At 61.5% G+C, this 15,151-nt stretch carries 14 protein-coding genes; 9 read left to right on the forward strand and 5 right to left on the reverse strand.

Translation table 11 applies throughout. From position 1 onward, the window contains the following. Window positions 1–226: 226 nt before the first annotated feature. The 7 genes from cobU (at window position 227) to HX855_RS28565 (ending at window position 5,513) form a co-directional block, all read left to right on the forward strand. Complete coding sequence (gene cobU / locus HX855_RS28535) at window positions 227–748, forward strand: bifunctional adenosylcobinamide kinase/adenosylcobinamide-phosphate guanylyltransferase (RefSeq protein WP_177082378.1); 522 nt, start codon at window positions 227–229, stop codon at window positions 746–748. After that, entirely contained in the window at window positions 745–1,800 is a 1,056-nt protein-coding gene (gene cobT / locus HX855_RS28540) for a nicotinate-nucleotide--dimethylbenzimidazole phosphoribosyltransferase (protein ID WP_177082376.1), read from the forward strand. The genes cobU and cobT overlap by 4 nt, the downstream gene beginning before the upstream one ends. Continuing rightward, window positions 1,797–2,372, forward strand: a complete 576-nt coding sequence (cobC, locus tag HX855_RS28545; protein WP_177082374.1) for an alpha-ribazole phosphatase family protein — start codon at window positions 1,797–1,799, stop codon at window positions 2,370–2,372. Before cobT ends, cobC begins: the two co-directional genes overlap by 4 nt. 2 nt (window positions 2,373–2,374) lie before the next feature. Further along, entirely contained in the window at window positions 2,375–3,103 is a 729-nt protein-coding gene (locus HX855_RS28550) for an adenosylcobinamide-GDP ribazoletransferase (protein ID WP_177082372.1), read from the forward strand. Window positions 3,104–3,145: 42 nt separating this feature from the next. Beyond that, on the forward strand, window positions 3,146–3,550 hold the full coding sequence (locus HX855_RS28555) for a MarR family winged helix-turn-helix transcriptional regulator (protein WP_177082370.1): 405 nt from the start codon (window positions 3,146–3,148) through the stop codon (window positions 3,548–3,550). Between the two features lie 61 nt (window positions 3,551–3,611). After that, complete coding sequence (locus HX855_RS28560) at window positions 3,612–4,811, forward strand: MFS transporter (RefSeq protein WP_177082703.1); 1,200 nt, start codon at window positions 3,612–3,614, stop codon at window positions 4,809–4,811. 150 nt (window positions 4,812–4,961) lie between these two features. Then, entirely contained in the window at window positions 4,962–5,513 is a 552-nt protein-coding gene (locus HX855_RS28565) for a glutathione peroxidase (protein ID WP_177082368.1), read from the forward strand. A gap of 65 nt (window positions 5,514–5,578) precedes the next feature. Here the strand turns inward: HX855_RS28565 and HX855_RS28570 are convergent, their stop codons facing one another. From HX855_RS28570 to HX855_RS28580, 3 genes are all read right to left on the reverse strand, one after another. After that, entirely contained in the window at window positions 5,579–6,853 is a 1,275-nt protein-coding gene (locus tag HX855_RS28570) for an OmpP1/FadL family transporter (protein WP_177082366.1), read from the reverse strand. A 146-nt stretch (window positions 6,854–6,999) separates the two neighbouring features. Continuing rightward, window positions 7,000–7,482: a hypothetical protein gene (locus HX855_RS28575; RefSeq protein ID WP_177044794.1), complete on the reverse strand. Its 483-nt coding sequence runs from the start codon at window positions 7,480–7,482 to the stop codon at window positions 7,000–7,002. Window positions 7,483–7,748: 266 nt separating this feature from the next. After that, entirely contained in the window at window positions 7,749–7,973 is a 225-nt protein-coding gene (locus HX855_RS28580) for a hypothetical protein (protein WP_003214941.1), read from the reverse strand. Between the two features lie 849 nt (window positions 7,974–8,822). On the opposite strand from HX855_RS28580, the gene HX855_RS28585 reads away from it, so the two are divergent. Together HX855_RS28585 and rmuC are read left to right on the forward strand one after the other, a co-directional pair. Then, complete coding sequence (locus HX855_RS28585; RefSeq protein ID WP_177082364.1) at window positions 8,823–9,146, forward strand: sel1 repeat family protein; 324 nt, start codon at window positions 8,823–8,825, stop codon at window positions 9,144–9,146. Between the two features lie 175 nt (window positions 9,147–9,321). Then, the gene (rmuC, locus tag HX855_RS28590) at window positions 9,322–10,686 is read left to right on the forward strand and encodes a DNA recombination protein RmuC (RefSeq protein WP_177082700.1); all 1,365 of its coding nucleotides are present in this window, start codon (window positions 9,322–9,324) and stop codon (window positions 10,684–10,686) included. A 102-nt stretch (window positions 10,687–10,788) separates the two neighbouring features. On the opposite strand, the gene HX855_RS28595 is transcribed toward rmuC, so the two are convergent. Together HX855_RS28595 and HX855_RS28600 are read right to left on the reverse strand one after the other, a co-directional pair. Then, window positions 10,789–14,259: a PAS domain-containing hybrid sensor histidine kinase/response regulator gene (locus HX855_RS28595; RefSeq protein WP_177082362.1), complete on the reverse strand. Its 3,471-nt coding sequence runs from the start codon at window positions 14,257–14,259 to the stop codon at window positions 10,789–10,791. A gap of 120 nt (window positions 14,260–14,379) precedes the next feature. After that, window positions 14,380–15,126, reverse strand: coding sequence for a 3-oxoacyl-ACP reductase family protein (locus HX855_RS28600; RefSeq protein WP_177082360.1), 747 nt, complete (start codon window positions 15,124–15,126; stop codon window positions 14,380–14,382). Window positions 15,127–15,151: the final 25 nt, after the last annotated feature.

A 15,151-nucleotide genomic window follows, 5' to 3' on the forward strand; every position in this document is an offset into this window, starting at 1 on the left:
GGGGCAGGGACGCCCCGTCGCGGCGGCCCGCGGAGTAATGCCGGAGTGAGGGCACACCGAGCCTAGGCGAGGTGCCGAGTGGTGGGGCAAGAGCCCTTTTGGTTACTTTTGGCTGGGCCGGCATTCCGGGCTCTTTTCCAAAAGTGACCCGCCGTAAGGGCGGAACCCATAGCCGCCGTTACGAAAATAACGGATACACACACTGTCAAAAACAGAGGCTCCAGCCATGCTCCAAATGATCCTCGGCGGCGCCCGCTCAGGCAAAAGCCGCCTGGCTGAAAAACTCGCCACCGACAGCGGCCTGACCGTCACCTACATCGCCACCAGCCAACCCCTGGACGGCGAAATGAGCGCGCGCGTCGCCCACCATCGCGAACGTCGCCCAGTCGAGTGGGGCTTGATCGAAGAACCCATCGAACTGGCCCGTGTGCTCAAGGAAAACGCCAGCCCGAACCATTGCCTGCTGGTCGACTGCCTGACCCTATGGCTCACCAACCTGCTGATGCTCGAAGACCCCAACCGTCTTAAGGAAGAGCGCGAAGCCTTGCTCCAAACCCTGGCCTCTCTGCCAGGAGAAATCATTTTTGTCAGCAACGAGACCGGACTGGGTGTCGTCCCGCTGGGCGAATTGACTCGCCGCTATGTCGATGAAGCCGGATGGCTTCATCAAGCCTTGGCCGAACGTTGTCAGCGCGTCGTCCTGACCGTCGCCGGCCTGCCCCTGACTTTAAAAGGTACTGCGTTATGACCGACACCTGGTGGCTCAACCCCTGCAAAGCAATTGACACCCAAGCCCACGAACACGCCCTGGCCCGTCAGCAGCAACTGACCAAACCCGCCGGCTCCCTCGGCCAGTTGGAAGCGGTGGCTGTACAACTGGCCGGCCTCCAGGGCCAGGTCAAACCCAGCGTCGACCACCTGTGGATCGCCATCTTCGCCGGCGACCACGGCGTCGTCGCCGAGGGTGTCTCCGCCTTCCCCCAGGAAGTCACCGGCCAGATGCTCCACAACTTCGTCACCGGCGGCGCCGCCATCAGTGTGCTCGCACGCCAACTCGACGCGAAGCTGGAAGTGGTCGACCTCGGCACCATCACCCCTGCCTTGAACCTGCCGGGCGTGCGCCACCTCAACGTCGGCGCCGGCACCGCCAACTTCGTCAACGGCCCGGCCATGACCGAGGCCCAAGGCAGGCTGGCCTTGCACGCTGGCCGCGACAGCGCGCACCGCGCCATCGCAAGCGGCGCGCAACTGTTTATCGGCGGTGAAATGGGCATCGGCAACACCACCGCCGCCAGCGCCCTGGCCTGCGCACTGCTGGACTGTCAGGTCAGCGACCTGACCGGCCCCGGCACCGGCCTGAACGCCCAGGGCGTCAGCCACAAAGTCGCGGTGATCGAACGCGCGCTGGCACTGCACGCCAGCGACCGTGGCGACGCACTGAAAACCCTGTTCAACCTCGGCGGCTTCGAAATTGCCGCGTTGGTCGGCGCCTACCTGGCCTGCGCTCAAGAAGGCGTGGTGGTGCTGGTGGACGGCTTTATCTGCACCGTCGCCGCGCTGGTTGCCACGCGCCTCAACCCTGCCTGCCGTGAATGGCTGCTGTTCGGCCACCGCGGTGCGGAGCCCGGCCATCGTCATGTGTTGCAAAGCCTCAACGCCGAGCCGCTGCTGGAACTCGGCCTGCGCCTGGGCGAAGGCAGTGGCGCCGCGCTGGCGGTGCCGTTGTTGCGTCTGGCCTGTGCACTGCACGGGCAGATGGCGACCTTCGCTGAGGCGGCCGTGGCGGATCGCCCGGCATGACCTTGCACCTGGACCTGCTGCGCCACGGCGAAACCGAACTGGGTGGCGGCTTGCGTGGCAGCCTGGACGATGCGCTCACCGCCAAGGGCTGGGAGCAGATGCGTGCGGCGGTGGTGGAGCAGGGCCCGTGGGACCGTCTGGTCAGCTCGCCGCTGCAGCGTTGTGCGCGGTTTGCCGAGGAGTTGGGCGCGCGCCTGAACTTGCCGGTCACCTTCGAAAAGGATGTGCAGGAGCTGCACTTCGGCGCCTGGGAGGGGCAGAGTGCTGCGGCCTTGATGGAGGCCGATGCCGAGGCGTTGGGCCTGTTCTGGGCTGACCCGTACAGCTTCACGCCTCCGCAGGGCGAGCCGGTGTTGCAGTTTTCTGCGCGTGTACTGGGCGCCGTTGCCCGCTTGCATCAGGCCTATAAGGGGCAGCGAGTACTGCTGATCAGTCACGGCGGGGTCATGCGTTTGCTGCTCGCCCAGGCACGCGGCTTGCCTCGTGAACAACTGTTGAATGTCGAAGTCGGCCACGGTGGCCTGTTCAGCCTGTTGGTCGAGGCGGATGGCGTATTAAAGGAAGGAGTCTAAGCATGTTGCCGTTCTGGATCGCCTTGCAGTTTCTCAGCAGCCTGCCGATTCGCTTGCCGGGCATGCCGCAACCGCAGGAGCTGGGGCGGTCGTTGCTGTTTTATCCGCTGGTGGGGCTGCTGTTCGGGCTGTTGCTGTGGGGGTTGAACGCCGTGTTGATGGGCGCGCCCTTGTTGCTGCACGCCGCCTTGCTGTTGACCGCGTGGGTGTTGCTCAGTGGCGGCCTGCACCTGGACGGCCTGGCGGACAGCGCCGACGCCTGGCTTGGTGGCTTCGGCGACCGCGAGCGCACCCTGACCATCATGAAAGACCCGCGCAGCGGGCCGATCGCGGTGGTCACCCTGGGCCTGGTACTGCTGCTCAAGTTCACTGCGCTAGTGGCGTTGATCGAGCAGCACAATAGTGCTGCGCTGATCCTCGCACCGTTGATCGGTCGCGCGTCGATGCTGGCGCTGTTTCTCACCACGCGGTACGTACGCGCCGGTGGGCTGGGGCAGGCGTTGGCGGATCATTTGCCACGGATTGTCGGCCAACAGGTGCTGATCCTCAGCGGTCTGGCGTGTATCTTGATCGGCGGTTTCAGCGGCGGGATTGCCGTGTTGCTGGCCGCCCTGTGCTTTGTCGGCTTGCGCCAACTGATGGTCAATCGCCTCGGCGGCACCACCGGCGATACTGCCGGCGCGCTGTTGGAGCTGTTGGAAGTCGCGGTGTTGATCGGCCTGGTGCTGTAACACTTTCTTGCATTTCACTAATCCCGGGTATATACACGCTCCATGCTTGCCTCCGAATGTTTATGCACCAACCTGCGTCGCGCCGCTCGTGGCGTCAGCAGGCATTACGACGGCGCTCTCGACGGCTTCGGGATCAACGTTGCCCAGTATTCTCTGCTGTGTAATCTGCAGCGCCTCGATCAACCGAGTATTTCCAGCCTGGCCGATGCCATGGGCCTGGATCGCAGCACCCTGGGGCGAAACCTGCGGGTATTGGAGGGCGAAGGCCTGGTGCAGTTGGTAGAGGGCGACGACCTGCGCAACCGCCTGGTGTTGCTGACAGAGGCGGGTCACGAACGGCTGGCTGCGGCATTGCCGGCGTGGGAAGCGGCGCAGCAGAAATTGATTGATCAGTTGGGCGCCGAAAAGCGCGAAACCCTGTTGGCCTTGCTGGACGAACTCGCCTGAAGCGGGTTTGTTTGATGACAAACGGGTATATACCCGCGAACGGAGAATAAGAATGACCTCGATGTGGCGCACCAGTGGCTGGATTCTTGTGGGGAGTGCGCTGATCCTGGCGTTGTCCCTGGGTGTGCGGCATGGCTTTGGCCTGTTCCTGGCGCCTATGAGTACTGAGTTTGGCTGGGGTCGTGAAACCTTTGCCTTTGCCATCGCCCTGCAAAACCTGATCTGGGGCCTGGCGCAGCCGTTTACCGGTGCCCTGGCCGACCGCTTCGGCGCGACCAAGGCCGTCCTGGTGGGCGGGGTGTTGTACGCAGCCGGCCTGGTGCTGATGGGCATGTCCGATTCCGCGTGGTCGTTGTCACTGAGTGCCGGCTTGTTGATCGGAATTGGCCTGTCCGGCACCTCGTTCTCGGTGATTCTCGGTGTGGTCGGGCGTGCCGTGGCGCCGGAAAAGCGCAGCATGGCCATGGGCATTGCCAGCGCCGCCGGGTCATTCGGCCAGTTCGCCATGGTCCCGGGCACCCTGGGCCTGATCAGTTGGCTGGGCTGGTCGGCCGCCCTGCTGGTGTTGGGCTTGATGGTGGCGCTGATTTTGCCGCTGGTTGCCATGCTCAAGGATCGGCCGTTGCCGGTCATGGCCGGCCAGCAAACCTTGCGTGAAGCGTTGAAGGAAGCCGGTTCCCACTCCGGCTTCTGGTTGCTGGCGTTCGGTTTTTTCGTGTGTGGTTTCCAGGTGGTGTTTATCGGTGTGCACTTGCCGTCGTACCTGGTGGACCAGCATTTGCCGGCCTCGGTAGGCACCACGGTGCTAGCCTTGATCGGCCTGTTTAATATCTTCGGTACGTACACCGCCGGATGGCTCGGCGGGCGCATGTCCAAGCCGCGCTTGTTGACCGGGTTGTACCTGTTGCGGGCGGTGGTGATCGTGATCTTCCTGTGGGCGCCGGTGACGCAAACCAGTGCCTACCTGTTTGGCATGGCGATGGGCTTTTTGTGGCTGTCCACGGTGCCACTGACCAACGGCACGGTGGCGACCTTGTTTGGTGTCAGAAACCTTTCCATGCTCGGTGGGATCGTGTTCCTGTTCCACCAACTGGGGTCGTTCCTCGGCGGTTGGTTGGGCGGGGTGGTCTATGATCGAACCGGCAACTACGATTTGATCTGGCAGGTCGCAATCGTGCTGAGCCTGGTGGCAGCGGCCTTGAACTGGCCGGTGCGCGAGCGCCCGGTGGCACGTTTGCAGACGCAAATGGGGGTGGCATGAATTCGACCTGGCATTGGCTCGGCGCAGCCGGAGCAGCCGTCCTGCTGCTTCTGGCATGGTGGGGCTGGCAACAGGGCGGCCTCGCGTTGATGCAGTTGGGCATGGCGATCTGTTAAGTTCTGTGTCTGAGACTTTTCAAGGACAGGTGACATGCACATGCGCTGGCTTGCAGTACCCGCTCTGATGCTGGCGTTTGGCGGCGTCGCCCTGGCCGCCGATTGCCCGCCGTTGCTTGAAGGCCAGTTGCCCAAGCTGCGCGCCAAGGAGTCCATCGACCTGTGCCAGCGCTTCGCCGGCAAGCCGCTGTTGATCGTCAACACCGCCAGCTTCTGCGGGTTCGCGCCGCAGTTCAAAGGGCTCGAAGCCTTGTACCAGCGTTACAAGGGCCAGGGGCTGGAAGTGATTGGCGTGCCGTCCGATGACTTCAAGCAGGAAGCCAAGACCGGGGAGGAAACTGCCAAGGTTTGTTACGTTAATTACGGCGTGACGTTCACCATGACCGAGCCACAGAAGGTCAAGGGCCCGGACGCGGTGCATCTGTTCAAGATCCTGGCGCAACAGAGCAGCGCGCCGAAGTGGAATTTCTACAAGTACGTGGTGGACCGCCAGGGCAAGGTGATCGCCAACTTCTCCAGCCTGACCAAGCCGGATAACCCGGACCTGATCAAGGCGGTGGAAGAGGCGCTGGCTTCGAAGCCCTGATCGCCGCCCACTAAAAAGCCCCGCCTCTGTTGCAAGAGAGCGGGGCTTTTTTATGCGGCGTTACATCAGAACTTGTACGTTACGCCCAGGCCGAAACCGTTGGCGCTGTTTTCGTACTTGGCGCTGTAGGAACCCAGTGCATTGGACTTGTTAACTTTGACCGGCTCTTCCTTCAGGTAGGAGTAAGCCAGGTCAACGGTCATGTTATCCATCACGGCATAACCCAGGCCCACACTGAAGATGGTGCGGTCGCCGGTAGGGATACGTGGCGAACGATCAGTGTTGTTGGTTGGCGACTGGTCGAATGTCAGGCCGGTACGCAGTACCACTTGCTTGGTGACCTGGTACGAAGTACCCAGGGCGTAGGCCCAGGTGTCGTGCCAGTTCTGAGGTTCAGTGATAGTGCCGATGACCGAAGGTGCGAGGAAGCCGTTGGCGCCGGTTACACCTTGGTTCTTGACCGTGATGTCTTTCAGGCGGCTCCAGCGGGTCCAGGTAGCACCACCGTAGAGTTTCCAGGCGTCAGTCAGGTCCTGGGTTACCGACAGGTCGTAAGACTCAGGCGTGTCGATGCTCAGCGAGGCGTCGTAGCGGCCACTGCCAATCGCACCGGCAGTCGGAGCAGGCGCCGTCACCTCGGTGTGGCCGTCAAGCTTGTAGCTGACCTTGGAGTGATAGGTCAGGCCGACACGGGTGGTATCGGTGGCCTGTACCAGTACGCCGACGTTGAAACCAATGGCGGTATCGTCGCCCTTGATCGTGACATTGGTCGAAGGCACGGCAGGGTTCAGGGTCAGTTCCGATTCCAGCTTGCCGGAAATCCGGTTGATGGTCGGACCGAAACCGATGGAAACCCGGTCGTTGAACGCGTAGCTGACCGTTGGCTGAAGGGTGATGACAGATACTTTGCTGTAGCTGCCAAACCCGCTGCCCTGGAAGCCGCGTTCATAATCAGTCACCAGGCCGAACGGTGCGTAAACACCAAAGCCGACAGCCCACTGATCGTTGAGTTTGTTGGTGTAGAAACCGAACGGTACGCCGGTGAAGGGCACCATGTCGCCTTTGTTAGAGCCCCTGGAGCGGCCGCCGGCGTCTTTGATATCGGTGGAGGCGTCGATGGTTGCAACGCCACCGGTGATTTGCTGGCCTTCCAGGCGAGCCATACCGGCAGGGTTACCATAAACGGTGCTTGCGTTATCGGCAGATGAAGAACGTCCCGCAAAACCGGTACCCATCCCGGCAACGTCTTGTTCGTTGAGGGCAAAGCCGCTCGCGAACACGTGGGAGGATGCCATTGCAACGGCGAGGCTAAGTGTCGTCTTGAGCATTACTTTTTTCATTATTAGAACTCCGTGGTGATCACCGCTGCGGAAAGTAACAATAAATTTATGTTTGCGCTATAGGCTGAAACATAGGAGATAGAGCGGTTTTGTAGGACAATCCGACCAAAATCAACGTTTTTAGCCGAATCTTGCAAATCGCCCGATCAACAAGCGACATGATTCATGGGTGAAACACAGGTTTGCCACGCTTGGGTGAAGTCCCGAAGCCGGCCCTGGGGGTGAAATATTTCTTTCCAGATACGCGCCATGGCCAAAACATCGTCGGGTGGCGGCAGGGCAGGGCGGTGTTGTTCCACCAGCAGCCAGGCGATGGCAGTGGCGTAACGCAGGTTGACCGTCAGCTCCAGCTGCGGCCCGCTGAGGAAGGCATGCTGGCTGGCGAGGCCACGAACCAGGCTGGCGCGCTCGGGGTCCAGCGCCAGGTAGTTATCCCACAGTGCGCGGTGGCGCGGTTCGGTGATGCTGTACAGGCCATGGCCGCGGCGGTCGTGCAGGGCTGAACCGAGGGCTGACTGGCTGGCGGCGATGCCCAGCAGCAGGGATTCGGCAGTCGGGTTATGGCGGCCCAGGTACAGCAGGGTGGGCCGGATCACATAACGACACAATTCGCTGGCGGCAATGCCCATAAAAGCCTCAATCCATGAAAGGGTCAGCGATGCCTGAGAGGGGGGGCTTGGCAGCAGTGAATCGGATCTCAGGCTCGCCGGAAGCGGATCATGCCGCTTGAGTTGAAGTGTAGTGTCATATTTACGACGTAAAGGACTGTTTTTAAAATATTTTCATCATTTAGTTATATCGGTTATATCAATTTAAACTTAGCGCGCTTGAATTTCGGGCAATAAAAAACCCCGGGTTTTAACCGGGGTTTTTGTGTTTCAGCGATCCGGGTCGATCAGGCAACCAGTGCCTGGCGAGTACGATCGATCACGGCCTGCAGCGGTTCTGCGCTGGAGTATTGATCGGGGTACAGGCGTTCGCTGTGACGAGCGATGCCGTGTTCGTTGACCAGGGTAAAGCTGAAGCAGCCTTTGCGAGCGGCCATGATCAGGCAGTTCATTGGTGCAAAAGCGTTGGTGAGGGTGCGAATGGCATCCTGAGTGTGGATTTGAGTGGACATATTATGGGTGTTCCTACAAATGACACGGTTAAGAACCGTGCAACGTTAAAACGTTCCAGTGACGCTGATCACCATTGATCAAACGAAGAACCCGACTGGAACAAAGCAGCCAGTTTGAAGCGCTAATTAAGTTTGGCGCGCTTGGGCTGGCAGGTAGGTACTTAGGAGGGCAGGCAACACAACAGGGGCAAAGGTTCTGGGCCCGGGGTGAAGATCCTGATCAATTTGCAGGTTGGTTCGGTCAGCGTATGGAAACTTCGCGACACCCTTTGCATTGTTCAAAGGCTGTGTCGTCGCAAGTGATACCTGGAAACCATCGAGGTGGTCGATCCCTTTTTGTCGGCGGTGCCGTGAGGGAGTTGTTCGACCAGAATTGACTTTCAGCTTGGTACTAACGCCGCGGATAGTAACGGATTGAAACGTGGAAAGAAAGTGTGCTAGGCAAAAAACTTTTCTGTCCTTGGTACGCCGGTAACAGTACTGAGGCCGCCGCCTGACAAAAAAACGCGGTTGATATAACCGCGAGGTGGGTAGTTGTGCACATTGGTTGCGCCGTGTGTAACCGCCCTGACATACGCCCCGCAATGCTCCCGGGTGCCTGTAACTAAAATTTAAGTCAATGAAAAATAGAGCTTTTTTTTATTGGTGAAAAAATCGTCAGTTTGACTGCGGCCCCCGTTCCATGGGCCTTTGCGAGAGTTACAGAACGGTTGTCCACTGAGTTATCCACAGGTTCTGTGGATTGTCCCAAGCGCTTGCTCTAGAACGGGCGTGCAGGCTTTTTTCAGCTTTACCTGTGCGAAAAAAAGAGTAGAGTGGCGCGCCTTCCGTTCTGTCCCACAGTGCTTTATGAAGTTTCGCTCAGTATCACCTTCTGTTACCGACAGCCCCCAAGTTGTTACCGCACCCAAGCGTTTCTCCCTGAAAGTTGCCTTGTGGTTGCTCGACAGCCCGCGCCTGAGCCACAGCCCCAACGTCAAGCATTTTGCCGGGCACTTGCTCAAGCAGCCGGCACGCGCGGGCGTGGTCGTGGCGCAAAGCCGTCTGGGCCAGTTGATGTGCCGCGAGTGCGGCAACGCCCGGGACCGCCGCATCGGCCACGACCTGCTGCGCCAGGCCGCCCGCGCCGGCGACCGCATCGCCCAGCGTGAACTGGGCCAGATCGAAGACTGAGCTGTCCTCAATGCGCAGGCTTGGTTAACCTTCCTCTTTTCGGGTGACGGCAGGAATCGCTATGGCTTTTGACTGGACCAGTGTTGCGCTGGGTCTCGCCGGTGCAGCATTGCCGCTATTGGGCCTGTGCTGGCAGATCCAGCGAAAACTGACGGCGCGGACGGCCGGCTGGGAGTTGCTCGAAGAGCGCCTGGCCACCGCGCAACTGGCCCAGGAAGGGCTCGCCGCGCAGTTGGACGCCAGCCGTGACGAAATCAGCGACCTGAGCCAGGCCAACGCCGCCAAGCAAGCTGACCTGGCGGCCGTACGCCGCGAAGTCGAACTGCTGCAGATCGACCGCGACAACGCCCGCGACGCCGCCCACGCCTGGAACCTCGACCGTTCCGCCAAGGAAACCGAACTGCGCCGCCTGGACGCCCTGGCTGCGTCCCTGCGCGCCGAGTTGCGCGAGCAGCAGGAAAGCCACCAGCAACGCCTCAGTGACCTGCAAGGCTCCCGCGATGAGCTACGCGCGCAGTTTGCCGAGCTGGCCGGCAAGATCTTCGACGAGCGCGAGCAGCGTTTCGCCGAAACCAGCCAGCAACGCCTCGGCCAATTGCTCGACCCGCTCAAGGAGCGCATCCAGTCGTTCGAAAAGCGCGTCGAAGAAAGCTACCAGAGCGAAGCCCGCGAGCGGTTTTCCCTGGCTAAGGAGCTGGAGCGCCTGCAACAGCTGAACCTGCGCCTCTCCGATGAAGCCACCAACTTGACGCGTGCCCTCAAGGGCCAGAAAACCCAGGGCAACTGGGGCGAATTGATTCTGGAGCGGGTGCTGGAACACGCCGGTTTGGAGAAGGGCCGCGAGTACCAGACCCAGGTCAACCTCAAGGGCCCGGATGGCGAGCGCTTTCAGCCCGACGTGTTGATCATGCTGCCGGGTGACAAGCAGGTGGTGGTGGACTCCAAGGTCAGCCTGACTGCCTATCAACAGTACGTTTCCGAGGACGATCAAGCGATCGGCCAGGCGGCCCTGAAGCAACACGTGCTGTCGTTGCGTAACCACGTCAAAGGCTTGGCCGGCAAAGACTACAAGCGCCTGGAAGGCCTGCACAGCCTGGATTTCGTGCTGCTGTTCGTGCCCATCGAAGCCGCGTTTTCGGCAGCGCTGCAAGCCGAGCCGAATCTGTTCCAGGAGGCGTTCGACCGCAATATCGTCATCGTCAGCCCGACCACGTTGCTGGCCACCTTGCGGGTGATCGACAGCCTGTGGAAACAGGAGCGGCAAAGCCAGAACGCCCGGGAAATCGCCGAGCGCGCCGGTTGGCTGTACGACAAGTTCGTGCTGTTTATCCAGGACCTGGACGAGGTGGGCAACCGTCTGCAGCAGTTGGACAAAGCCTACAGCGCTGCGCGGAACAAGCTGACAGATGGACGTGGAAACCTGGTCAGCCGTATCGAGCAATTAAAGCTGCTCGGCGCCCGCGCCAGTAAAAGCCTGCCGGCCGACCTGCTGGAGCGGGCGATGACTGATGAAGACGGCGTGGCGCAGTTGCCGGAATAGTCACCGGCCTTTGTGGGAGCTGGCTTGCCTGCGATAGCATCAACTCGGTCTCACTTCAGAGACCGAGCTGCCTGCATCGCAGGCAAGCCAGAGCCCACAGGGCTAAAGCGGCAGATGCCGGCTCAACAACGCCCGCAACGCCGCCGGCTTCACTGGCTTGGCCAAGTAGTCGAGCCCCGCCGCATGCACCTGAGCCACCATCTCCGGCCGCCCGTCGGCACTGATCACCACCCCCGGAATCGGCTCCGCCAGTTGCGCCCGCAGCCAGCCCATTAATTCGGTGCCGGTTTCGCCGTGGTCCAGGTGGTAATCCACCAGGGCCAACTGCGGCCGCACACCCTCGGCCAGCAGCGCGGCACATTGCGCCTGGTCGCGGGCGGTCCAGACCTCACACCCCCAGCGCGTCAGCAAACTGCGCATACCGATCAGGATGCTTTCTTCGTTATCCACACACAGCACCTGCGCCCCACTCAACGGTTGGCCGCTTTCCAGTGCCGGCTTGGCGGGGGCGCTGACCTGTGAGCGCGCCAGCGGCACGCGTACGCTGAAAACGCTGCCCTTGCCCGGCCATGAGCGCACGCTCAAGCGGTGCCCGAGCACGCGGCACAGGCCGTCGGCAATCGCCAGGCCCAGGCCCAGGCCTTTTTCTGCACGGGTCTGGTGGCTGTCCAGGCGTTTGAATTCTTCGAAGATGACTTTCTGCTTATCCTGGGGAATGCCTGGCCCACGGTCCCACACCTCAAGGCACAGTTCACCGCGACGGCGCCGGACACCCAGCAGCACCGGCCCGTCGGCATACCGGAACGCGTTGGTGAGGAAGTTCTGCAGCACCCGCCGCAGCAACTTGATGTCACTGTCGACCCGCAAGCGACTGCCCCGCAGCCGGAAGCGCAAACCCTGTTCCTGGGCCAGCGCCTTGAACTCGGCGCCCAACGTATCAAACAGTTCGTTGAGCACGAAGGGTTGGCGCTGCGGGTTGATCTTGCCGTTTTCCAGGCGCGAGATATCCAGCAGGTCGCTGATCAGGTCTTCTGCTGAACGCAGCGAACTGTCCAGGTGCTGCACCAGTTGCCGGGCATCTGGCGACATGCCGTCGTTCTGGTGGGAGAGGGCGGCGGAGAACAGCCGCGCGGCGTTCAATGGCTGCATCAGGTCGTGACTGACCGCCGCGAGGAACCGGGTTTTCGACTGGCTGGCCGTCTCGGCGACGCCCTTGGCATCGGTCAGGGCGACGTTGAGCTGCGACAGTTCATGGGTCCGCTCGGTCACCCGCTGCTCCAGCCCTTCGTTTGCCTCGGTCAACGCTTGCTCGGCTTCGCGGAACGCGGTGATGTCGGTGAAGCTCATGACAAACCCGCCGCCCGGCATCGGGTTGCCGATCAGCTCGATTACCCGGCCATTGGGAAACAGCCGTTCGGAGGTATGCGCACGGCCCTGGCGCATCCAGTGCAGACGGCGCGCCACGTGCACTTCCGCCTCGCCCGGGCCGCACAGCCCGCGCTCGGCGTTGTAGCGAATAATGTCGGCAATCGGCCGGCCCACGCTGATCAGGCCTTCGGGGTAATTGAACAACTCCAGGTATCGCCGGTTCCACGCCACCAGCCGCAGGGACTGGTCCACCACGCTGATGCCCTGGGTGATGTTTTCGATCGCGCCTTGCAGCAATGCTCGGTTGAACTGCAGCACTTCCGACGCTTCGTCGGCGATGCGTACTACATCTTCCAACTGCATTTCCCGGCCTTCAATGGCGGCTTTCACCACCGCCCGGGTTGACGATGCACCGAGTACACCGGCCAGCAGGCGTTCGGTGTGGGCGATCCAATCGTTGTCGGCGTTCTGGTTGGGGTTGAAGCCTTTGCCCTGGCGATAGGCGAAGCGCACGAAACTCTGGTGAGCCCGTTCTTCGCCGACAAACCGCGCGGCCAGGCTGAGCAGATCGTTGATCTGCACCGAGAGCATGGAGCGGGCGCTGGCCCGCTGGCTGGTTTCCTGGCCGATAAAACGCCCGGCTTGCCAGTGTTCCGACACCCGCGTACGCGAGAGCATCGAGACCCACACGAACAAGGTGAAGTTACCCGCCAGGGAAAATACGGTGCCCAGCGTCAGAGACGTTACAGACAAGCCCAGCGGGTGCGAATGCAGCCACGTCATGCCCGGGAAAAGGCTGAATGACCAGCCCAGACTTTTCGCGGTGACCGGCAGGACCAAGGTGTAGAACCACAGGAACGTACCCGCCGCCAATCCGGCAAACACGCCGCGCCGGTTGGCCTGTTTCCAGTACAGCGCGCCGAGCATCGCCGGTGCCAGCTGGGTTACGGCGGCGAAGGCTATCTGGCCAATGGTTGCAAGGCTCGCAGAGGAACCCAGCAGCCGATAACTGACGTAAGCCAGCAGCAGAATGATGACAATACTGACCCGGCGCACCGACAGCATCCAGTGACGGAAGACCTCGAACGGCCGCTCGGCGCTGGAACGGCGCAGCAGCCACGGCAGCAGCATGTCGTTGGAGACCATGGTCGACAGCGCGATGCTCGCGACGATCACCATGCCTGTGGCCGCCGAGGCACCGCCGATAAACGCCAGCACCGCGAGGGCCGGATGGGCCTCGGCCAGCGGCAGGCTGATCACGTAGGAATCCGGCAATACCGAGCCCGGCAGCAGCATCTTGCCGCCGAGGGCAATCGGGATCACGAACAGTGCGGCGAGGATCAGGTACGCCGGGAACACCCACTTGGCCAGGCGCAGGTCCTGGGGGTCGATATTCTCCACCACGGTGACGTGGAACTGCCGGGGCAGGCAGATGATCGCCATCATCGCCACGCCAGTTTGCACCACCATCGAAGGCCAGTTGACGGTCTCTTTCCAGTACTCCTCCAGCCGCGGCGCGAGCAACGCCTGGCTGAACAAGTCGTCGAAACCGTCGTATAGCCCGTAGGTCACAAACGCACCAACGGCGAGAAACGCGAACAGCTTGACCAGGGATTCAAAGGCAATTGCCAGCACCATGCCTCGGTGGTGTTCCGTGGCGTCCAGGTTGCGCGTACCAAACACAATGGTGAACAGCGCCAGTACCAGCGACACAATCAGCGCCGTGTCCTGGGCGCGGGTGCCGGTGGTGTCGGCGCTGGTACCGATCAGCAGGTTCACCCCCAGCACGATGCCTTTGAGCTGCAAGGCAATATAAGGCAGGACGCCCACCAGGCAGATCAGCGCCACTACCACCGCCAGCGATTGGGATTTGCCATAACGGGCGGCGATAAAGTCGGCGATGGAGGTGATGTTTTCCTGCTTGCTGATCAGCACCATCTTCTGCAGGACCCACGGCGCCAGCACCAACAGCAGCACCGGCCCCAGGTAGATCGGTAAAAACGCCCATAACTGTTCCGCCGCCTGGCCTACGGCACCAAAGAAGGTCCAGCTGGTGCAATACACCGCCAGCGACAGGCTATACACCCAGGCACGCATCCGCGGTGGCAACGGCGCATGGCGACGGTCACCGTAAAAGGCGATGGCAAACATAATGGCCATATAGGCCAGGGCAACGGCGGCGATCAGCCCGCTGGACAGCGTCATGAGAACTCCAGACATAAGAACGCCCGGGCATTCCCGGCCCGGGCGAACAGTCTCGCATGATGCTTGGCGTTAGTCAGTGTCGACCAAGGTCGGAGCGTGGTGTGATGTCGCAGCCCACACTCAGGCGCCGAAACCACCGTCGATGGTCAGGCTGGCACCGGTGATATAGCCGGCTTCAGGGCCCACCAGGTAAGCGACGAAGCTGGCGATCTCTTCCACGTGGCCATAACGGCCCACGGCCATTAAACCGATCAGGCTCTCGGCGAAATCACTGTTTGCCGGGTTCATGTCGGTGTCCACCGGGCCTGGCTGCACATTATTGATGGTAATGCCACGGGGTCCGAGGTCCCGGGCCAGGCCTTTGGTCAGGCCTACCAGCGCCGATTTGCTCATGGCATACGGGCCACCACCGGCAAACGGCATGCGGTCGGCGTTGGTGCTGCCGATGTTGATGATGCGCCCACCTTCACCCATGTGCCGCGCGGCTTCCTGGGTGGCGACAAACACGCTGCGTACGTTGATGGCCAGGGTGCGGTCGAAGTCTTCCAGTGTGAAATCTTCCAGTGGGCCGACGGCCAGCACGCCGGCGTTGTTCACCAGAATATCCAGGCGCCCGAATGCCTTGACGGTGGCGTTGACGGCACTGCGGATGGCGTCTGCGTCGGCGCTGTCGGCATGAATCGCCAGGGCTTTGCCGCCTTCGCTGATCACGCTGTTCTGCAATTCTTCAGCCTTGGCGGCCGAACTCACGTAGGTAAAAGCGACAGCTGCGCCCTGTGCGGCCAGGCGTTTAACGATGGCGGCGCCGATACCGCGAGAGCCGCCCTGGATCAAGGCGACTTTGCCGCTGAGGTTCTGTGTGGTCATGTCGTTCTCCAAAAGGTGTGTTGAG

This window comes from Pseudomonas sp. IPO3778 (assembly GCF_013386825.1).
Lineage (GTDB): Bacteria > Pseudomonadota > Gammaproteobacteria > Pseudomonadales > Pseudomonadaceae > Aquipseudomonas.